The sequence below is a fragment of the Sorangium sp. So ce145 genome (genome assembly GCF_051525985.1).
Taxonomy (GTDB): domain Bacteria; phylum Myxococcota_A; class Polyangia; order Polyangiales; family Polyangiaceae; genus Sorangium; species Sorangium cellulosum_B.
This window is the reverse complement of the sequence record NZ_CP150315.1, coordinates 10,894,080-10,914,159: the sequence shown is the minus strand read 5'-3', so window position 1 is coordinate 10,914,159 and position 20,080 is coordinate 10,894,080. Positions and strand designations below refer to the sequence as shown.

19 protein-coding genes are annotated in these 20,080 nt (G+C 73.3%); 8 read left to right on the top strand and 11 right to left on the bottom strand.

Features of this window, described 5'->3' with window-relative positions:
• Positions 1 to 22: 22 nt before the first annotated feature.
• From WMF34_RS40570 to WMF34_RS40560, 3 genes are all read left to right on the top strand, one after another.
• On the top strand, positions 23 to 646 hold the full coding sequence (locus WMF34_RS40570; protein ID WP_437991143.1) for a hypothetical protein: 624 nt from the start codon (positions 23 to 25) through the stop codon (positions 644 to 646).
• 795 nt (positions 647 to 1,441) lie between these two features.
• Complete coding sequence (locus tag WMF34_RS40565) at positions 1,442 to 1,663, top strand: hypothetical protein (protein WP_437991142.1); 222 nt, start codon at positions 1,442 to 1,444, stop codon at positions 1,661 to 1,663.
• A gap of 249 nt (positions 1,664 to 1,912) precedes the next feature.
• On the top strand, positions 1,913 to 2,272 hold the full coding sequence (locus tag WMF34_RS40560; protein ID WP_044967007.1) for a hypothetical protein: 360 nt from the start codon (positions 1,913 to 1,915) through the stop codon (positions 2,270 to 2,272).
• 301 nt (positions 2,273 to 2,573) lie between these two features.
• Here the strand turns inward: WMF34_RS40560 and WMF34_RS40555 are convergent, their stop codons facing one another.
• Positions 2,574 to 2,801 (bottom strand): hypothetical protein, encoded by a 228-nt coding sequence (locus WMF34_RS40555; protein ID WP_162144043.1) that lies wholly within the window; start codon positions 2,799 to 2,801, stop codon positions 2,574 to 2,576.
• Between the two features lie 181 nt (positions 2,802 to 2,982).
• Positions 2,983 to 6,405: a DNA translocase FtsK 4TM domain-containing protein gene (locus WMF34_RS40550; protein ID WP_437991141.1), complete on the bottom strand. Its 3,423-nt coding sequence runs from the start codon at positions 6,403 to 6,405 to the stop codon at positions 2,983 to 2,985.
• Positions 6,406 to 6,765: 360 nt separating this feature from the next.
• Between WMF34_RS40550 and WMF34_RS40545 the strand changes: the two genes are divergently transcribed.
• From WMF34_RS40545 to WMF34_RS40535, 3 genes are all read left to right on the top strand, one after another.
• Positions 6,766 to 8,379 carry a hypothetical protein gene (locus WMF34_RS40545; RefSeq protein WP_012240592.1) on the top strand — a complete coding sequence of 538 codons (1,614 nt, stop codon included), beginning with the start codon at positions 6,766 to 6,768 and terminating at the stop codon, positions 8,377 to 8,379.
• Positions 8,380 to 8,497: 118 nt separating this feature from the next.
• Positions 8,498 to 9,643 (top strand): FHA domain-containing protein, encoded by a 1,146-nt coding sequence (locus WMF34_RS40540; protein WP_437991140.1) that lies wholly within the window; start codon positions 8,498 to 8,500, stop codon positions 9,641 to 9,643.
• A 72-nt stretch (positions 9,644 to 9,715) separates the two neighbouring features.
• Positions 9,716 to 11,074: a L,D-transpeptidase gene (locus tag WMF34_RS40535; protein ID WP_437991139.1), complete on the top strand. Its 1,359-nt coding sequence runs from the start codon at positions 9,716 to 9,718 to the stop codon at positions 11,072 to 11,074.
• A gap of 90 nt (positions 11,075 to 11,164) precedes the next feature.
• Here WMF34_RS40535 and WMF34_RS40530 read toward each other — a convergent pair whose 3' ends face one another.
• The 9 genes from WMF34_RS40530 to WMF34_RS40490 all read right to left on the bottom strand — a co-directional run bounded on the left by WMF34_RS40530 (position 11,165) and on the right by WMF34_RS40490 (position 17,958).
• Positions 11,165 to 11,503, bottom strand: coding sequence for an ATP synthase F0 subunit C (locus WMF34_RS40530; RefSeq protein ID WP_012240589.1), 339 nt, complete (start codon positions 11,501 to 11,503; stop codon positions 11,165 to 11,167).
• Positions 11,504 to 11,793: 290 nt separating this feature from the next.
• On the bottom strand, positions 11,794 to 12,561 hold the full coding sequence (gene atpB, locus WMF34_RS40525; protein ID WP_012240588.1) for a F0F1 ATP synthase subunit A: 768 nt from the start codon (positions 12,559 to 12,561) through the stop codon (positions 11,794 to 11,796).
• Between the two features lie 201 nt (positions 12,562 to 12,762).
• Entirely contained in the window at positions 12,763 to 13,227 is a 465-nt protein-coding gene (locus tag WMF34_RS40520) for an ATP synthase subunit I (RefSeq protein ID WP_012240587.1), read from the bottom strand.
• The gene (locus WMF34_RS40515) at positions 13,217 to 13,585 is read right to left on the bottom strand and encodes an AtpZ/AtpI family protein (protein ID WP_012240586.1); all 369 of its coding nucleotides are present in this window, start codon (positions 13,583 to 13,585) and stop codon (positions 13,217 to 13,219) included. The genes WMF34_RS40520 and WMF34_RS40515 overlap by 11 nt, the downstream gene beginning before the upstream one ends.
• 142 nt (positions 13,586 to 13,727) lie before the next feature.
• A complete protein-coding gene (gene rdgB, locus WMF34_RS40510; RefSeq protein WP_012240585.1) occupies positions 13,728 to 14,351 on the bottom strand; it encodes an RdgB/HAM1 family non-canonical purine NTP pyrophosphatase in 624 nt (207 codons plus the stop codon).
• Positions 14,348 to 15,121, bottom strand: a complete 774-nt coding sequence (rph, locus tag WMF34_RS40505; protein WP_437991138.1) for a ribonuclease PH — start codon at positions 15,119 to 15,121, stop codon at positions 14,348 to 14,350. The genes rdgB and rph overlap by 4 nt, the downstream gene beginning before the upstream one ends.
• Before the next feature lie 70 nt (positions 15,122 to 15,191).
• On the bottom strand, positions 15,192 to 16,208 hold the full coding sequence (locus WMF34_RS40500; RefSeq protein ID WP_437991137.1) for a murein hydrolase activator EnvC family protein: 1,017 nt from the start codon (positions 16,206 to 16,208) through the stop codon (positions 15,192 to 15,194).
• On the bottom strand, positions 16,205 to 17,098 hold the full coding sequence (locus WMF34_RS40495; RefSeq protein WP_012240582.1) for a cell division protein FtsX: 894 nt from the start codon (positions 17,096 to 17,098) through the stop codon (positions 16,205 to 16,207). Before WMF34_RS40495 ends, WMF34_RS40500 begins: the two co-directional genes overlap by 4 nt.
• A gap of 41 nt (positions 17,099 to 17,139) precedes the next feature.
• Positions 17,140 to 17,958 carry a cell division ATP-binding protein FtsE gene (locus WMF34_RS40490; RefSeq protein WP_012240581.1) on the bottom strand — a complete coding sequence of 273 codons (819 nt, stop codon included), beginning with the start codon at positions 17,956 to 17,958 and terminating at the stop codon, positions 17,140 to 17,142.
• A 104-nt stretch (positions 17,959 to 18,062) separates the two neighbouring features.
• Between WMF34_RS40490 and WMF34_RS40485 the strand changes: the two genes are divergently transcribed.
• Entirely contained in the window at positions 18,063 to 18,911 is an 849-nt protein-coding gene (locus tag WMF34_RS40485; RefSeq protein ID WP_231864507.1) for a methionyl-tRNA formyltransferase, read from the top strand.
• Between the two features lie 204 nt (positions 18,912 to 19,115).
• Complete coding sequence (locus tag WMF34_RS40480; RefSeq protein WP_162144042.1) at positions 19,116 to 20,057, top strand: hypothetical protein; 942 nt, start codon at positions 19,116 to 19,118, stop codon at positions 20,055 to 20,057.
• Positions 20,058 to 20,080 lie beyond the last annotated feature (23 nt).

Here is a 20,080-nt window from a genome sequence, read left to right as displayed (position 1 = left end):
AGCCTCGACGACGATCTCGCCGATGTCGTCGCCGGGCGCCTGCTCGTCGGCGGGGGCAGGAGGGCTCGGGGCCTGGTGCGACGCCGATGTCTGGAGCGAAGCCGCTGCGGCCAGAGGTGCGGCGGATACCGGCAACGACGGCGCGGCGGGCTGCGCAGGCGGCGGCACGGACGCCGGCGATGGCGCGGCGGGCGGCGGGCCGGCGGGTGACGGCGTGGCGGACGCCGAGACGGACAGCGGTGGCGCGGCAGGCGATAGCGGCGGCGCGGCGAGCGGCGGCGCGGCAGGTGACGGCGGTGGCGCGGCGAGCGGCGGCGCGGCAGGTGACGGCGGTGGCGCGGCGGCCCCAGAGGGCGCATCGGGAGGCGCAGCAGGCGGCGCGATCGGCATCGACGAGGCCAGCGGCGGCGCCGCGGGCGGCGGAAGCGCGCCGGGCGGCGGTGTCGCGGAGGTCAGCGTGGGCGGCGGCGGCGTCGGGGGAGGCAGAGCCTGCGGGTGTGGCGGCGTGCTCGGCGGCTGCGGCGGCGCGAAAGACGGCGGCGACACCGGCGGCGGGAGCACCTGCGGAGGTGCAAGCACGCCAGCTGACGGCGCAGCGGGTGTCGGCACGGCGGGCGGAGGCGGAGGTTGCGGGCGCGGAGGTTGAAAAGACGGCGGATGCGGTACTGGCGCAGCCTGCGGGCGCGGGGGCGCAAAAGGCGGCGGCGGGTGCGACGCGGGTGGAGACCCGAACGTGGGCGGAGGCGGCGCTGGTGGAGGCCCGAAGGACGGCGGGTGCGGCGCTGGCGGAGGTCCGAACGACGGCGGGTGCGGCGCTGGCGGAAGTCCGAGGGGCGCCGGATGCGGCGCTGGCGGAGGTCTGAACGACGGCGGGCGCGACGCGGGCGGAAGTCCGAGGGACGCCGGATGCGGCGCTGGCGGAGGTCTGAACGACGGCGGGCGCGACGCGGGCGCGGCGCCTCCCGTCGCCGGCGGCTGCGGCTCCGCGATGAGGCTCGGCAGCGGTGGAGCGGGTACAGGTACCGCCGGAAGCGCCGACGGAGGTCGCGGTGCCGCGGGCGGCGGCTCGCTCGTGGAGCGTGTCCCGGCGGGGCGCGGGGGCTGCAGGGGGCTCATCGCGGGGTCGGACCGGCCGCGCTCCGGCGATGGCGGTAGGGCAGACTGCAGCTCCTGCGGCGTGGGCAGGGAGGCAGGGCGAGGGGGGATCGATGACGGCCGCCGCGACGCTCCCCGCGGTACGGCCGGCGGCGGTATCGGGGCGGGCGGCCGCGCGCTCGGTGTCTTCGCCTGCGCTGTCACCAGGAGCGGGTCCGTGGTGAGCTGCTGCCGGAACGACGGAACCCCCGGCGCGGGAGGCAGCGGCGGAATGGCGTTCGCCGTGGGGGCGGGCAGCGGAGCCGCGGGCGGTGGCTGACTCCGGTACATCGCGCCGGCCTGGACGTTGGGCCCAGCCGTCGGCGGTGCGGAGGGCGCGGCCGACGGCGCCGGCGGTTGCGCGTGCGGTGGGTCGAGCCGCTGCGGGGACGCGGCGGGCGGCGGCTGCGAGCGCGACACGGGCGGAGCCGCCGGCGCGAAGGGCGGCGGCTGCGAGCGCGACATGGGCGGCGGCTGCGAGCGCGACACGCCAGGCGGGGCCGCCGGCGCGAACGGCGGCGGCGGCTGAACGGGAGGCGCAGCCTGCCGCAAGGCACCGCCGGGAGGCTGCTGCGTCGGCCGCTGCGCCATCGGCGGCGCGGTGGGCGACATGCTGCCTTGCGCATGGCCGGGCGGCGCGGGGGAGAACGGCGCGATCGGTCGTGCTCCGGCGCCCTGCCCGCCCTCTGCACCCGGGCTGAGCGGCGGCGACGGCGGGGACGATCCCGCCAGTCGCTCTGCTTCGGCCGCCAGCTCCGGCTGCGAGAGCGGTTCGAACATGTCGATCTCGATCGAGGGCATCGAGGCGCGCAGCTCCTGGGTGAGCGACATGCGGCGGCGCCAGGTCTGCTCGTCCGACGGCGGCGCCTCGTCAGAGGACGGGGGCGGCGCGTCACCTTCGCTGTCGATGGTCTCCAGGAGATCGGGATCGCTCGGCTGCCCGACCTCCGAGGCCATGACCTCCTCGAGCGCCGTCACGCACAGCCCGAGCTCCGAGGCGCGGAACGGCTGCCCGGCCGCCCCGGCGGCGTCGGCCGCGCGTCGCAGCCACACGATGGCGTCGCGCCGCTCGCCGCGCGCCCACAGCGCGCTTGCCGTGGAGATCCCCCACACGACATCTTCATCGTCATTCGGGTGAGGTTCGGGGAGGGCGACCACGCGGTTCGCCATGAGCAACACCACCTATCACAGGCCCCACTGCGGCCGTTTACCCCATGGTACCGAGCGAGCCGACGTCCCGGGTCGGGCGTCGCGCGAGCCCCGCGGCGCGGAAAGCCGCGCCACCCAGGAGCTTAGCCGCGCTCGCTACGGCACGTACAAATTACGGTACGGATGTCGCTTTTAGCGCTCGCCTCGCCGTCGTTGCCCATCAGGTGCCGGTCAGAACCCGGTGCTGGCACACAAGCGGGTGCGTCCGCGGCCTGTGCAATGCCGCCGGGTCAGGTGGAGCGCCGTCCACCGATGCGCCGCGGCCGGCAGCCCAGGACCGCCGCGCGACGGCACATCTCCTCGACACCATCCCGCGATGCGGCCTCTCCGGGCATGCGTCTCGCGAGCCATCCGATGAGCGTCAGCCCCGCTGCGCGGGCGTCTGCGGGCATCGTCCCGTCGTTCAGGAGGCTCGCGATCTGGGCGATCAGACGCGTGCGCGTTTCCTCGGGCGCCATCCTGGGTTGCTCCATGAAGCATTCGAACGGGAAAGTCAAAAGAACCGCCATGCCGGCGCGCAGCCCCGTCGGCGGGCACCTCGACGCTGTGTGCTCCTCGACATCCCGTCTGTCCCGCTTGCCTGGGTCGGCGGCGTGCCAACACCCTCTGTGCAGTGGCGTCAAGATAAATCACATAGGGTCAAATCGGCGCGATCAGCACCTCGCGATCCTTGGCGCCGTTCGCGGGCCCGACGAGCCCGCGCTTCTCCATCGCCTCGACCAGCTTGGCCGCGCGGTTGTAGCCGACGCCGAGCTTGCGCTGCAGCCACGAGGTCGAGCAGCGCCGGGTGTCGGCCACGATGCGAACCGCGGCGTCGTACATCGGATCGGCCTCCGCGTCCGACGTGTCGGGCTCCTCGCCCTCCTCGTCTCGGGGCCGGAGGATCGCCTCGTCGTAGACGGGCTCGCCCTGGAGCCGGAGGAAGTCGGTGATCCTCTGGACCTCCTCCTCCGAGCAGAACGGGCACTGGACGCGGCGCGTATCGTTCGAGCCGTTCATCTTGATCAGCATGTCGCCGCGGCCGAGCAGGTGCTCGGCGCCCTGCTCGTCGAGGATCGTCCGGCTATCCACCTTCTGCGCGACACGGAAGGCGATGCGCGTCGGGAAGTTCGCCTTGATCATGCCGGTGATCACGTCGACGCTCGGCCGCTGCGTCGCGAGGATCACGTGCATGCCGGCGGCGCGCGCCTTCTGCGCGAGGCGGGCCACGCTCGCCTCCACGTCCTTGCCCTGCTGCATCATGAGGTCGGCGAACTCGTCGACCACGATCACGATGAACGGGATCTTCTCCGGCAGCGCCGCGTCCGATCCGTCCTTCGCCGCGTCGATCTCCACCTCGAGCCCGTCGGCGCCGACGGCGCTCACCTTGGCCGGGGGCTTCGGCGGGCGCGCCTCGCCGCGCTGCACGCGCTCGACCCAGGCGTTGTAGGTCGTGATGTTCTTCGTCCCCGCGTTCGCGAACAGCTGGTACCGGCGCTCCATCTCGTCGACGGCCCACTTGAGCGCGTTCGCCGCCTGCTTCATGTCCGTCACGACCGGCAGGAGCAGGTGCGGGATGCGGTCGAAGGGCGCGAGCTCGACGACCTTGGGATCGATCATCAGCAGCCTGAGCTCCTCCGGCGTCTTGCGGAAGAGCAGGCTCACCAGCATCACGTTGAGGCCGACGCTCTTGCCGGCGCCGGTCGCGCCCGCGACGATGACGTGCGGCATCGACGCGAGGTCGGCGAAGTACGGCGTCCCGATGATGTCGCGGCCGAGCACGCACGGCAGCGGCGCCTTCATCTCGACGAAGCGGCGATCCTCGACGAGCTCGCGCAGGTTGACGGGCAGGCGGTGCTCGTTCGGGATCTCGAAGCCGATCCGGTTCTTGCCGGGGATGGGGGCGACGATGCGGACCTTGCGCGAGAGGCCGAGCGCGAGGTCGTCCGCGAGGCCTGCGACCTTCGACACCTTGGTGCCGGCGGCGGGCGAGACCTCGAACGTCGTGACGGTCGGCCCCGGGTGGATCTCCTCGACCTTCCCGCTGACGCCGTAGTCGGCGAGCGTCTTCTCGAGGAGCTGCGCGGTCGCCTTCAGCTGATCCGCGTCGAGCTGCAGGCGCCCGCCCGCGGCCGCCTCGAGCATGTCCGTCAGCGGCAGGCGGAAGCCCGCTCCGGCCGCCGGGACGACCTTCACCACGGCCGGCTTCTCGCTGACGAGCTCGCGGCTCGTATCGACGATGGTCGGGTCGCGCGGCGCGACCCCGCGAGCCCGCTCCGGGCCGATGGTGGGCGAGGGCTCGCGGTGGGCCACCGCGGCGTCCGGCGCGCGCGCGGGCGGCTCCGGCGCGCGCGCGGGCAGCTCGCGATGAGCCGCCGCGGCGTGCGGCTCGCGCACCGGCGGCTCGCGATGAGCGTCCGCGGCGTGCGGCTCGCGCACCGGCAGCTCGCGATGAGCGTCCGCGGCGTGCGGCTCGCGCACCGGCAGCTCGCGATGAGCCACCGCGGCGTGCGGCTCGCGCACCGGCAGCTCGCGCACCGGCGGCTCGCGCCGCTGGTGCACGGGCAGGATGGGCGACGGTGTCGGCACGTCGACCTCGTCCGGTTCTCCGAGAGCGGTCACCATGTCGTCGTCGCCCGGGTCGGGCGCCGCGACCGCCACCGGCTCGTCCTCGTCGAGGTCGCCCCGCTCCTCGTCGAGGTCGTCCCGCTCCTCGTCGAGGTCGCCCTGCTCCTCGTCGATGTGCGCCTCGCCTCCGAACGGCGGCTCTTCGCTGTCCTCCTGGGCGGCGGCGCCGCGCGGCGCCGCGGGAGACGCGGCGCGACGCCGTGCTGCTCGGCGCTGCGTTCCCTCGCGCGGCTCGGCAGCGCGCTGCGCCCGGCCGCGCGGCTCGGCGCCGTGCGACACGGCCTCGCGCGGCTCGTCGTCCCGCTGCGCTGCCTCGCTGGGCTCGGCGCCGCGGGTCACCACCTCGTGCGTCTCACCGCCGTGGATCACCAGCTCGTGCGGCTCGGCGCCGTGGGTCACCACCTCGTGCGCCTCACCTCCGTGGATCTCCACCTCGCGCGGCTCGGCGTCGTGCGGCTCTGCGCCCTGCTGCGCCGCTTCGCGCGGCTCCTTGGCCTGCGCCTTCCGCCCGCGCCGGGGCTTGGCCGGGGCGGCCGGCTCCTCGGGGGACGCGTCGAACGGCGCGCTCTTCCAGAGATCGAGCGCCGGCGCGCCGACGGGGGCCGGCTCGACGGGCGTCGCCCTGGCGGCGGGATCGGAGGGCCGCTCGTCGGTGTCGTCGGCCAGCGCGGCGATGATCGCGTCCGGACTCGAGTTGCGCGCGATGATCGGCGGCGCGTTCTGCGTCTTGGCCTCGGTCTGCCGCTCCAGGTCGCGCGCCGCGGCCCACGCCCCGAAGAGCGCGCGCGCCCAGCCGGCGACGCGTACGGCGATGGCGATCGCGAGCTGCTCGACCCGGTGCGCGAGCTCGATGAACGAGAACGTCGCGCGGCCCATCAGGATGAGCGCGACGATGGTGAGCCCGATGATGTACGACCCGATGTTCGAGAAGAGCGCGCGCAGCACCTCCCCGAACAGCTCGCCCACGGCCCCGCCGAGCGGCATCGCGCCGAACGCGACCGCGCTCGGGAACGCGACGTGCGCGAGCGCCGCGAGCACGATGACCACCACGACGTCGCCGCTCAGCCGGAACAGGCTGGCGATCGAGCGCTTCGCCCCCAGGAGCGGCATCGCGAGCAGCGCGAGCTCGAGCGGGACGAACCACGCGATGACGCCGATCGCCTCGATCGACGTCCCCGCGAGCGCAGCCCCCACGGGGCCTACCCAGTCGTCGCCGGAGACCTCCGGCCGCAGCGGATCCCCGCGAAAGGACGCGAGCGCCAGCGCGCTGTACAGGGCGGAGACCAGCAGAACCAGCGCCGCCGCATCCCGGGTGTAGCCATGGCCCGGCGGCGCAGCAGGACCCGCGATCCCTGCTGGGCTGGTCCGCGCGGCGCCGCGCGCCCCGGACCGCAAGGGCTCGCCAAGGCCGGCGGCGGGCTGGGCACGGCGAGGAGCGAACAAGGGGACGTGCATACCTACCTGTACCTACTTTGCTCACATATGCGCACTTCGCTCCGGGGGCAAGAAGTATGGGAGGGCTGCAAGATGTGGAAGAGACCGGAAGAGGCGGGACGGACAAGGAAGGGGCGAGGCGGCGCGAGCGCTGCCATGCGCGTGCGCCCGAGCTCGCCGGGAAGGGCGAAACGCCGCCGCTTCCGGGCAGCGTAGGCCAGGGGGAGGGAGCCGGGAGGGAGAGGATCGCCGGCCGCCGGCGCGCTGGAGTTCTGGCCAGATTTCGCGCAGACTTTGGAAAGGATCCTCTCTATCCCGGCCTTGAAATTCTTTCAAACAGAGCGCTGCGGGCGGTACCATCCCGACCCTCCTGGGACGTGCATGGAAACTGTCGAACGAGCAGGGCGGCGCGTCGGCGCTGCGGGCCTTCTTTTGCTGTGCCTCGCGACCGCGGGCGCAGGGCTCGCGACGAGCGGGTGCCGCGTCAACGAGAACGACATCCACCGGTGGGAGACCACGGCGCACGGCCCGGACAAGCTCAGGGCGGTGCTGTTTCACGATAAGTACGACAGCTCGCTCCGCGTCGAGGCGGCCACCTCGCTCATCCGCATGAAGCCGCGGCAGGGCCGGCGCGTGGGCATCGGCATCATGGTCGAGACCCTCGCGACCATGGCGCCGGAGGCCCGGCAAGCCATCGTGGCGGCGCTCGTGCCGTCGATCATCGCCGAGCTGAGGAAGCCGCCGCCCGTCGCGCAGCCAGGGCAGCCGCTCCCGCAGGACACGTCGTTCCCTTACAAGGACGCGGCGTACGCGATGCTCACGTCGGATCGGACCGTGATCATCGCGGACGAGGGGCTGAAGGAGGGGCTCAAGGCCGCCCTCATCGACTGGGCGATGGCGGACTTCGAGCACCGGATCGAGGACCGCTCCCAGGCCTACGGGATGGAGCAGCTCCTGCGCTTCATCGGCCCCGCCGCGGTGGCCGGCCTGCCGAAGCTGATGACCCGCGAGGCGAAGCGGCTCGACCAGCTGGCGTCGCTCGTGGCCGAGTACGGCGACCCGCCGACGAAGGAGGCCGCCTCGGCGAACCTGGTCGCCATCGCCAAGTTCGTCACCTCCGGCGAGTGGACCGCCGTCAAGAAGCCCGAGCTCCAGGCGGCGAACGCCGCGTCCAAGCTCGCGCCGACCGAGAAGCAGTTCGAGGCGCAGCTCGCGCAGTACCAGGAGGAGGAGCTGTTCCGGGTCTTCGGGTCGATGAAGAAGCTCGGCGGCCGGCCGTCGGTGGACTTCCTCCTCGGTTTCGCGGCGAACAAGGAGCAGCCGGAGAAGCGCCGCCAGGCCGCCCTCGCCGCGCTCGAAGGCCGGCTCGATCGCAACAACCCGAGCGACATCCAGCGCATCCTCGAGATCGCGACCGCGGACGCGCCCGACGCGGTGCTCGACCAGGCCTTCCGCCGCGTCGGCGAGATGCCGCGCGAGCTCGTCGTCGAGAAGCTCTACGGCCTCTTCAAGACCGACAAGTGGAAGATCCGCCGCGCCGCCGCCGCGACCATCCTGAAGATGTCGACGGCGAAGCACGTCGACGAGTTCATGAGCAGGCTCCCCGACGGCAAGGACAGCAAGGGGTTCGCCATGCCGGAGGCGCTCACGTACGGCGCCGCGCTCGGCGACCTGAAGGAGGGCTCGCCCGTCGAGGCGCTGAAGAAGCACTTCACCGCGGGTCCGGCGGCGGCGCGGACGAGCGCGATCGCCTACTACTTCACGTTCGGCACGGCGGCCGATCTCCCGGCGGTCAAGCCGCTCGAGGGCGACACCACGCGCGTGCCGGTCTGCGAGGCCGACCCGGACTGCAAGTGGGCGTGCGAGGTGCAGAAAGAGGGATCGACCGAGCGCGAGCTCAGGGACGTGAAGACCGTCGGCGAGTTCGTTCAGTACTGCATCGAGCCGGCCATGCAGGACAGGAAGCCGGAGCTCGAGAAGGGCGAGAAGAAGTGACGCGCTTCTTCGTCCGCCGCGCGCGTCACGCGCGGCCCAGAGCCGTCAGTTGCTTGCAGGGAAGAGGCCGGGAGGAGGCTTCCCAGCGCAATTCATCCTCCATTATCGTTGGGTAGAGATGAGCGCGGATCCGAACAAGAAAAGCGCACGGACGTTCCAGTGTCGCGATGTCCTTTGGGAGACGTTCGAGCAGATGGCGCGCGAGCTCGAGTGCTCCATCGACTACCTCATCAACGAGTCGATGAAGCAGTACGCGCGGCAGCGAAGCTACAGCCCGCGCACGCCGTTCCCGCCGCCCGCCAGGGGCGACGCGGTGCCCCCCTCCGGGCACATGGCGGTCCCGCACGCTCATCAGGCCAGCGCGCCTCCTCCCCTCGCGACGCCCCAGCCGCCCGGGCTGGCGACGTCCGGCTCGGCGCCGCCCCTGGGAGGCTTGCAGCAGCAGCCGGCAGCCGGGATGCCCTACGGCGCCTCGGCGCCTGCGTATGGCGCGCCGTCCCCGCAGTACGGCGTGGCGCCCGTCGGGCCAGGGCCGACGCCGGTCCCGGCGATCACGCCGCCTCCTCCGCCTCCGGGGCAGGTCCGTCCGGGCGCGCCGCCGCCGCCCCCGCCTCCCCCCGGCAGCAGCAACGCGGGCGGCAAGCGGCCCAGCCTGCCCGTGCCGCCGCCCATTCCGGGTCGCGTCGGCGGCCCGCCGCCTCCGCCGACCAGCGTGACGCGCCTCGGCGCGCCGCCGCCGCTCCCGTCGCAGGTGACGAACCCCGGCGGGCGCCAGAGCCTCCCGGGCGCCTCGGTGAGCCGCTCGGGGCCGCCGCCGCCGCTGAGCAACGCCGCCGGTTACGCCTCGCCCATGGGGCCGCCGGTGGCGCCGCCCCTCGCGCCCCCGCTGTCGCCGCCGCCGTATGTCGCTCCGCCGCAGGCCTCCAGCAGCGTGCCGGGTCCGCCGCCGATGGCCATGGGGATGCCGAATCAGGTCCCCGTCGGCCCGACGCTCGCCGCGTTCTACGCGGGGCAACGGTTCGTGGTGAACAAGGATCGGTTCATCATCGGGCGCGGTAAGCAGTCGAGCGACCTGACGATCAAGGACCCGAACGTGTCGCGCCAGCACGCCATGGTCGAGTTCCTGAACGGCCAGTACTACATGGTCGACATGGGCTCGACGAACGGCGTCGAGTACAACGGCCAGCGCATCGCCCGGAAGGCCATCGTCGAGGGTGATCTCTTCCGGATCTGCGATCACGAAGTGCGCTTCTCCTACCGCTGAACCCGCCGACCGCGGGCGCGCAGGCGGGAGTTTGGCTGGAGCGCAGGCGAAGGCTTAGGATCTCGCCGCAGGATGACGAAGCGTGGAGGCGCCGGGGCCGGCTCGCAGGAACGGCGGCGCGGCGCGCCGCAACGAGCGCGCCGGGGCGCGCTGCGCGGCGCCGCCGCGGCGGCCGGCCTGGGCGTGGCGATCTGGGGCGGAGCGGTCCTCGCTTCGCAGCTGCCGCCGTGGGTCTCCGCGGGCGACACGCCGCTGCCGGCGTGGGTCAGGAGCGCGCGCGTGCTCAAGCGCGACCAGCCGCTGTTCGACGCCCCCGGCGAGGGCGCGCGCCGGCGCGGCTCCGTCGATCGCAACGTGCAGCTGCCCGTCTTCGCGGCCAGGCGCGCCGGCGGATGCCTCGGGCGCTGGCTCGAGGTGGGCGCCGCGGCCTGGGTCTGCGACGACGCCGTCGAGCTGTCCGCCGCGGGTCCGATCAGCCCGCTGGTGCGGACGTGGCGCGAGATGCCCGATGGGCTGCCTTACCGCTACTACTTCGTCGGCCCCGACGGGACCTTCGGCTACCGGCGGGCCGAGGCGGCCGACATCGACGCGCCGGACGCGCAGCTCGAGCCCGGCTTCGCGGTGGCGATCGTCGAGGAGCGGATCGAGGGAGGCGCCCGGTACGGCCGCACGAACAGCGGCTTCTGGTTGCCGATGCGAGATCTCGGTCCAGTGCGCGCGATCGCGTTCCACGGGGTGGAGGTCGCGCCGGGCGCCGCGCAGATCGCGACCGCGTGGGTCGTGTCGGAGCGGGCTCCGCTCTACACGCGGACGGGGGCGGGCTTCACGCGGACCGAGGAGAGCAAGGTGCGGTTCGACGTGGTCCCCTACCTGGAGGAGGCGCAGGGCGCCTCGGGGAAGCTCGCGCGCATCGCGGAGGGCGACGTCGCGGCGTGGATCTCGACCCGCGATCTCCGGCGCCCCTCGGTGGCGCCGCCGCCCGAGGTCGACGTCGAGGCGGGTGAGCGCTGGATCGACGTCGAGCGCTCGACGCAGACGCTGGTGGCCTACGAAGGGCCTCGCCCCGTGTTCGCGACGCTCGTCTCGACCGGCAAGGGCGCGCCCGGGTCGCAGCGCGCCACGCCCGCCGGCACCTTCCGGATCTGGGCCAAGCTGCTCACCTCGGACATGGACAACCTCGAGGACGAGGCCGCCGAGCGGTACTACCGGATGGAGGACGTCCCCTACGTCCAGTACTTCTCGAAGGGCGTCGGGCTGCACGGCGCGTTCTGGCACCGCTCGTTCGGCCAGGTGCGGAGCCACGGCTGCGTGAACCTGGCTCCGCTCGATGCGCAGCGGCTGTTCTGGTGGACGTCGCCCCGGCTCCCCGCCGGCTGGACGGCCGTGCTCCCCACGGCGCACGAGCCGGGCACCGTCGTGCGCGTGAGGTAGCGGCAGGCGCGAGGCCCGTCGGGGTAGCAGGGAGGGGGGGCGGGGAGGAGCAGCGGAGCCGGGCCCGGTAGAGGCGCGGCGAGCGCTCGCTCAGGGGGCGATCTTGCCCTGGAGGAAGAACGCGATGACCCAGGAGAGGAGCACGAGCGACTCGATGAGCGCCAGGCCGAGGATCATCGGGGTCTGGATCCGGGCAGCGGCGCCCGGGTTCCGCGAGATGCCCTCCAGGGCGGCGGCCGCCGCGCGCCCCTGGCCCATGGTGCCGCCGAGGGCAGCGATGCCGATCGCGAATCCGGCAGCGACGGCGAGCCACGAGTTCGCGTCGTACTTGTTCGACGCCGCGCCATCCTGCGCCAGCGCCATAGCGGGAACCAGTACCAGCGCAGTGCCGACAACGGCGGACAGCGACAGCTTGCTCTTCAGCGACATCCGAATCTGCTCCTTTCAAGCCACACAGCCCGCGGGGCTGCATGCGAAACATCTGCTTGGGTCGGGGGGCCGCGGGGCGGTCCCCCATCGAGATCCGGGGATCGCTCCAGGGACCTCTGCTACTGCTCGGCAGGGGCCGCGCTTCCGCGATCCACCACCGCTGCGGGGCAACCCATCGACAGCGGGGCCCCTCTAATCCGATTTTCGAGGGCTGGCTAGCCTTCTCTTCACCTCCAGCGCCATTCTCCGCGGCGCCGGTGGGCGGCTGACCAGGCGGTCAGGCGAAGCGGTCAGTGGTGGTCTGCCTTCTCGGTCGCGAGCCCGATGTAGATGCAGCTCAGCAGGCAGAACACCAGCGTCTGCACGACGATGACGATGATCGCCAGGAACATCAGGGGCACCGGGACGAACAGCGCGACGAGCCCCAGGAAGATGCTCGCCACGAGGTGATCGACGCCGATGTTGAGCATGAGCCGGATCGAGAGCGTGACCGGGCGGACGCAGGTGGAGATGACCTCGATGGGGAAGATGAGCGGCGCCAGGTACCACTTCGGCCCGGCGAGGTGAGCGACGTAGCTCCAGCCGTTCTCCTTCAGCCCGTAGTAATTGAACAGGACGAACACCACGACCGCGCACCCGATCGTGATGTTCAGGTTCGAGGTCGGCGGGTTCACCCCCGGGATGAGCGCCGACGCGTTCGAGAAGAAGATGAACGCGGCCGAGCCCCCGATGAGCGGGAAGTACCGCTTCGCGTTCGCGGGCCCCATCACGTCCCGGGCCATCCCGTAGAAGTAGCCGAAGAACGCCTCGAAGAACGTGCGCAGCGTGAGCTTGTCCTCCGGGATCACGGACTCGTTCAGGCGCCGGTACTGGCCGCGGACCTCGCTGGCGAGGAGCACGAACAGCACCATGATCAGAAGGCTCATGAAGATCGGCTCGGTCCCGCGGTAGTCCACGGTGTGGTGACCGATGAACGTCTTGCCGATGTTGCGAGCGTTCTCCCGGAGTCCGGGGAGCTGCGCCAGGAGGTACGTGAGGAACCCTGTGTGCTCAGGCATGGCTTTCGTCGTCGATGCGCCGCGCCGGCAGCCGCGCGGCTGTGCCGGCACGGCCGCGAGCGCTGGCGCGCCTTGTGGGAGTTCGCCCTCGATCGAGGGGGCCTCGCCTCTACCACAACTCGTTTACGGTGGGCACCCTGGAGCGCTCCAAGTCGCCTCGCGCCGCGCGGGTCGCTCCCGGAGGCCGGTTCCGGCGGGAGCTCAGCCGTGAGCGCCCGGCGGGCTCCCGTCCGCCGGGGGCTTCGGTCCGAACAGCGTCCCCAGGGTGATGCCGACGACGAGCGAGGCATAGCCGACCATCAAGGCGATGCCCGAGACCACCTCGCTCTTCAGGAGGAGCCACACGCCGCCCATCAGGCCGAGCAGCTTGATCATCGCGATCAGCGTCCACGACACCGTGTGGCCCCGGCGCGAGAGGAACGCGTCGACGATGCGCGCGAAGACGTACAGGTTCACCGTCGCGATGGCGCCTCCGATGCACACGCCGAGCGCCGCGCGCGCGCCGTACGCGAGCAGCGCGGCCACGGACAGGACCGCGGCCGTGCCGGCGACCCAGCGGAGCACGGACCGCATGGTGGCGTCCCCGACGCCGGGCCGCTCCTCCGCGTCGGGCTCCTCGTGCGGCGGGTCGCTGCCGGGCGCCCCCGGCCTTCGCTCAGCGCTCATCGTTCCCCTTCGCGTCCTGCAGGCCGCCGGGATCGCGGACCTCGCCGCTCGAGCCTGTCCGGCGGTCGTCGTCCGGCGCGCGCTCGTCCTGCCGTGCCTTCCGGTCGTCGAACCTCGGCGCAGGGTTCCCCTGCTCGCGCTCCTCGCGCTCGGCCACGGCCTGCATTTCCTTCCACGCCCGGAAGACCGCCTTGCCGGCGGCGCCGAGCCCGAAGAAGAACCAGAGCACCGAGAGGTACGGATCGGTCCCGAGCTTCCCGTCGAGCCAGCGGCCGATGAACAGGCCGACCAGCATGCACAGCACCACCTCGAGACCGACGGTCCCGTAGCTTCCGACGGCCTTCCAGTCCTGCTTCATCAGGGGATCCGATCACCGGGCAGTACGTGGGTGCCTCCGGTCGCGATTACAAGCGGTCCCGGACGGGGTCAACCGCCGTCCGGCGTCGCCGCTCGATCGGCACCCACCGCGCGCCGCCTGTCGTCTTGCCGTTTACCGTCGCTTACCGTCGCGCGACCAGCGCCTCGAGCGAGGCACGCATCTCCCGCGCGGCCTTGCCGCGGTGGCTCACGAGGTTCTTCTCGGCCTCGCCGAGCTCGGCCATCGTCCGTCCGTAGCCCTCCACGACGAACAGCGGATCATATCCGAAGCCGCCCGCGCCCCTGGGCTGCCTGCCGATCCACCCCTCGCAGCGCCCTTCGGTCACGATGGGCTGCGCCTCGGATCGCGGATCGAGCAGCACCATCACGCAGCGGAAGCGCGCTCGGCGCCGGTCGTCCGCGACGTCCGCGAGCGCCGCGAGCAGGGCCTCGTTGTTCTCCGCGTCGGTCGCGCCCTCCCTCGCGAAGCGGGCGGACCGGACGCCCGGTCGTCCGTCGAGCGCGTCCACCTCGAGCCCCGAGTCCTCGGCGAGCGTCACCATCGCCGATCGGAGCGCCCCGGCGCGCACCTTGAGGAGCGCGTTGTCCAGGAACGTCGCGCCGTCCTCGACCACCGGCGGCGCGCCCGGCAGCACCTCCGCCAGCGAGAGCACCTCGATCGGGAGATCGGAGAGCAGCGAGCGCAGCTCCACGAGCTTTCCTCGGTTGGAGGTCGCGGCGAGCAGGCGCAGCGGCTCTCGGCTCACGCGACCCTCCAGCGATCCGTCTGGAAGAGCGCGGAGAGGTCGACGCCGGCGCTCGACAGCGCCCGGTGCTGCGCGCTCGCGAGCGACGCCACGCCCGCGAGCGCGAGGTCGGTCATGCGATCGAGCTCCGCCCGGGGGATGGCCTCGTCCTCGGCCGTCGCCTGGACCTCGACGATCGAGCCGACCGCCGTCGCCACGACGTTCATGTCGACGCGCGCCGAGCTGTCCTCGGTGTAGACGAGGTCGAGCGCGAGCCCGCCCGGGAGGTGGCCCACGCTGATCGCCGCCACCTGATCGCGGAGCACCGGCGCCTCGAGCGATCCGGCCGCGCGCATCCGGTCGAGCGCCAGCGCGAGCGCCACGAAGCCCGCGGTGATCGACGCGGTCCTCGTGCCCCCGTCCGCCTCGAGGACGTCGCAGTCGATCGCGATCGTCTGCTCGCCGAGATGCTTGAGATCGATCGCCGCCCGGAGCGCGCGGCCGATGAGCCGCTGGATCTCCTGCGTGCGCCCGCTCGGGGCCTTGCCCCGCCCGTCGCGCGGCTCCCTGCGGGCCGGGCTCGATCGCGGGTGCATCTGGTACTCGGCCGTGAGCCAGCCCGCGCCCTTGCCCATCATCCAGGTGGGCACGGTGGGCTCGACCGAGGCCGTGCAGAGCACGACCGTCCTCCCGGCGCGGTAGAGGACGGATCCCTCTGCGTTGCGGTGGAACCCGAGGATCATCTCCACGGGGCGGTGAACATCGAGGGCGCGGCCGTCAGGGCGATTCACGGGGCCGCCTTAGCACACTTCGCGCGTCGCGCGGGCGCGCCTCGCGGCGGCGCGCCGCGGGCTCGCGCCGCTACATCCCGAACCAGGGACCCGGGTCGATCACCTCGGCGCCGCGCCTCAGCTCGAAGTAGAGCTTCGCGCCGTTCGATCCGCTCGCGACCGTGCCCACCCGCGCCCCGCCCTGGAGCTGATCGCCGGCGCGCACGTCCGCGGCGCCGAGGTTCGCGTACACCGAGTAGAGGCGCTCGCCGTGATCGACGATCACGGTGAGCCCGTAGTCCGCGTACGTGTCGGCGAAGGCCACCCGCCCCGCGGCCACGCTGCGGACCGGCGCGCCGTCCAGCGCGGTGAGCTCGACGCCGGGGCCGCCGACGCCGCGGCGCGACACCTTGCGCACCTCCGCGCGACCGGCGATCGGGAAGGGGAGCCGCCCCATGAGCGAGCGGAAGCCGGCGCGGCGATCGAGCTCGGCGGGCCCGGTGTCCGCGCCGTAGATCGCGAGGTAGTCGGGGCGCACGCTCGTCTCGAACGCGCGCGAGAACGCGGCGCGGCGCTCCTCCTCCTGGGCCAGCGCGACCCGGGCGCGGTTCATCGCCTCGCGGTGCACCTCGAGGGGCGCGCGCTCCGCTCCGAGGTGCGTGAGCCGGTCCGCGAGCTCGGCGCTGCGCCGGGTCAGCTCCGCCTCGCGGGCGAGATCGCGCTCGAGGGCGAGCCGGGTGCGCTCCACGCGGGCCGCGTGGTCCACCAGCGCGTCGAACCCGCCGCCCACCGGGAGGAAGCCGGCGCGGACGTGGCGGTAGTACGCCCGCCCGCGCGCGATCATCCGCCGGCGGGTGAGCTCCAGCGCGGGGCCGATCGCGTCGAGCTCCGCGCGCAGCGCCTTCTCCTCGGCGTCGAGCTTGGCGAGCAGGCGATCGAGATCGTTCTCGGCCAGCGCGGAGCCCGGGCGCGCCGCCGGGGCCGGGGCCCTGGCCGCCCAGGCGGACGTGGGCGCCGGGGCGCCCGGCGCCGGCACCTCGGCGCCGCTCGTCGCGGCGCCGGTCAGGAGCGCCAGCGCGAGCGGCGCGAGCCGGATGCGGCGCCTCACACGGCCACCATCTTGCGCAGCGTGAGCAGCGCGGTCGTGGCGCCGAGCGCGGCCCCGAGGGTGACCATCCCGAACGCGACCTCCCAGGGGAGGAACGACGGCGAGACGCCGAGCAGGTTGGCGAGCTCGTGATCGAAGCGGCCGCGCACCATCATGAACAGGGCGCCCAGCACGAGCAGCGCGCCGGCCGCGCCCGCGGCGCCCTGCGTGGCGCCCTCGACGATGAACGGCCGGCGCACGAAGCCGTCGGTCGCGCCGACCAGCTTCAGCACCTCGACCTCGATCTTCCGGCGATGCAGGAGCAAGCGCATCGTCGAGCCGATGACGCTCACGACGGCGCAGAGGACGATCGCGGCGAGGCACGCGCTCGCGGCGACGCCGCCGCTGAGGAGGGACGACAGCCGCTCCGTCCAGCGCTGGTACGTCTCCACCGTGTCCACGGCCGGCAGGGCGCGCAGCTTCACCGTCATCGAGGCGAGCGCCTCGTCGGAGACCTCCTCGGTGAAGCCGACCTCGAGCGACGCGGGGAACGCGCTCGGCGGGAGCGCGGCGAGGGCCTTGTCGCCGTCGTCGTGCACCACCTCGCGGCGCGCCTCGGCGCTCGTCACGAGCCGCACCTTCTTGACGCCCTCGGTGCCCTCCAGCGCGCGGGTGAGCTCCGCGGTCTGCGCCTCGGTCGCGCTGTCGCGCAGGTAGACCGTGGCGCGGCCGGCGCGCGACCAGCGATCGCGCACCGCCATGAGGTTCGTGACCACGAGGAGGGCCGACGCAAGGCAGACGAACGCGACCGCGAGCGAGAAGATCGACAGCGCCTGCAGCCGCCAATCGCTCCTCCCTGCCCGCCAGGTGCGAAGCCATCTCCGCCGATCGTCACGCTCGCTGGTCTGCATCCGGTTCCCTCTATCCGTCTGGTGAGGCGGAGCCCTCGGCGCTACGCCGCGCCGCGCACGCCGCTGTCCATCTCGTCCTCGTCGCCGTCCGCGAGCTCGCCGCCGGACCCGAGGCCGTGCGGTACGTCGGTCGCCTTCCCGTCGTCGAGCACGACCACGCGCCGGGGGCGCACGTCGAGCAGCGTCCGATCGTGCGTCGCGAACAGCACGGTCGTGCCGGTCTCGTGGATGTCCTCGAACAGCCCGAGCAGATCGATCGCGAGCTGCGGGTCGAGGTTGCCCGTCGGCTCGTCCGCGAGGATCAGCGTCGGCTCCCCGACGATCGCCCGCGCGATCGAGACGCGCTGCTGCTCGCCGCCGCTCAGCACCTGCGCTCGGTCGCCGCCGCGCCCCGCCAGGCCGACGCGCTCGAGCGCCTCGCCGACCCGGGTCCGGAGCAGGCGCGACGGGAGGCCGAGCACCTCCAGCGTGATGGCCACGTTGTCGAACACGGTCCAGCTCGGGACCAGCTTGAAATCCTGGAAGACGAAGCCGATGTTGCGCCGGAGCGCGGGGATCGACGCGTCGGTCAGGCGCGCGATGTCCCGGCCGAGGAAGAGGATCCGGCCATCGTCGACGCGCTCGGTGCGGTGCACGAGGCGGAGGAGCGTGCTCTTGCCCGAGCCGCTCGGGCCCGTGATGAACACGAACTCGCCGCGCTCGATCGAGAGCGACATCCCGCGCAGCACCGGCTGATCGGCGCGGTACGACTTGTAGACGTCCTCGAAGACGAGGATCGGCCGGCGCGCGGCGGACGCGTCGTAGCGGTGGCCGGGCCGGAGCGCCGGACGAAATGAGCCTTGCAGAGGGGGCGCCGCCATCGGAGCCTTCACCTATCAGCCTGCTCGCACACGGAAAACTTTTCGGCCGACGCTCGGGCGAGCGCCCTCTGCGGGTCGCCTTTTTTGGCCTCCCGCTGGCGGCGTTGCTGCTCCACGGCGACGGTCACGAGATCGCCCTCGCCGCGATCAGCCGCGCCGACGCGGTGGGGCTCCGCCGGGCCCGCCGGCTCTTCGGCTCGCGCCTCCTGCTGCGCCCCGACGTCGATCGCCCGGAGCTCGCGTCGCGCGTCGAGGCGCTCGCGCCCGATCTCCTGGTGAGCTGGTTCTGGACCACGCGCCTGCCGATGTCGCTCGTGAGGGCGGCGCGGCTCGGCGGGATCGGCGTGCACCCCTCGCTGCTCCCCCGTCATCGCGGGCCGGACCCAACGTACTGGGCGATCGCCTCGGGGGACGCCGAGAGCGGCGTCACGGCGCACCGGATCGCGGCGGAGTACGACACCGGCGAGATCCTGGAGCAGGAGAGGCTCCCCATCGATCCGGGGTGGACCGCGTGGCAGCTCGCCCGGGCGCTCGACCGGCCGAGCCTACGGGTCCTGCGGCGCACGGTCGGCCGGTTCGCGCGCGGCGAGGAGGTGGCGGGCGTCGCGCAGGATCCGGCGCTCGCGACGCAGGCGCCTGCGCCGGACGACGAGGCGTGCGCCATCTGCTGGTCCTGGCCGACGGAGCGCGTCCTCCGGCACGTCCGCGCCCTCGCGCCGGCGCCGGGCGCGTGGACCGAGATCGAGGGCGCCTGCGTCATCGTCCTGCGGGCCGCGCCGGCGGCGAGCTTCCCCGAAGCGCTCGCGCCCGGCGAGGCGGTGGTCGAGGGCGGGGTGGTCCTGGTGCGGACCGGCGACACGGCCGTCGCGCTGCTGGAGGGGGAGATCGACGGAGAGCCGGCGTCGGTGGATGAGCTCGCGGCCCTCGTGGCGTCGGGGGCGTCGCGCGGGTGACCGCCGGCAGGGGGCGCTTGGCGGCCGGCCGCGTCGCCGGCGGGGTCGCCTGGCCGGCTCGCGGCCATCGAATCCTGAACCTATGCGCGCGCGACCGCGTAGGATGCGCCCTTCGGAGGATTCATGTCGGAACCCGCGCAGCTTGCGAAAAGCGCCCGCGAACTGCTCGCCGCGGCGCTCAATGCGCTCCAGTCGAACGGGGGGGTGTCGCCTGAGATCGAGGCGCTCGCCGAGCCGATAGCGCAGGCGATGGGCGTCATGCACCGCATCGAGCGCTCCGGGGGTCAGGCCCTCGACGGCAGCGAGATCGCGCTCGGCCATGTGCGCGACGTCCTGAACCGCCTGCAGAGGATCACCGCGGCCGATCCGGTGGTGGACGTGCTGATGGAGCACGTCGCCTCCTCGCTGAGCAAGGTCAACGCGCTGAGCAGGGCGCAGGCCGCCGGCGCCTCCGCGCAGGCGCGTGCGCCCGTGGCGGCGGCCGCGCCTGCGCAGGTAGCGCCAGCGCCTGTAGCGGTGGTCGCGCCAGCGCCTGTAGCGGTGGCCGCGCCAGCGCCGATCGCGCCTGCGCCTGTAGCGGTGGCCGCGCCCGCGCAGGTAGCGCATGCACCTGCAGCGGTGGCCGCGCCCGCGCCGGTCGCGCCTGTGCCCGCGGTGGCCGTGTCTGCGCCCGTCCAGCACACGCTCCCCTCGCCGCAGCAGCCGCGGCGTGCGCCAGCGCCCGCTTACCCCGCCGCGTCGCACCCGGCCGCGGACCCACGCGGCGCTCCGCCGCCCCAGGCCGTGCCGCAGCCCGTCGACCACCGCGCGCACGCGGCGGTCGTCGATGTCGAGCTCGGCGCTCTGACGCCGTCGAATTTTTACAAGGGACTGGCAGGCAACGACGTCATCGAGCACGGGGGCATCTTCGTCGCGACCTACAAGATCCCGCCGACGGGCTCCGTCGTGACCCTGCGTGTCCGCCTGCCGGGCAACTACGAGTTCACCGCGCAGGCCGCGGTCCGGTGGACGCGCGAGGCCGGCGGCTCGAGGGATTCGGCCGAGCCAGGCTTCGGCGCCCGGATCACGCAGATCTCGGCGGAAGGCCGGCAGCTCGTGTCCCGGTTCACGCGCAACAGGGAGCCGCTCTTCTACGACGACCTCTGAGGTCGCCACGCCGCCTCGATCGT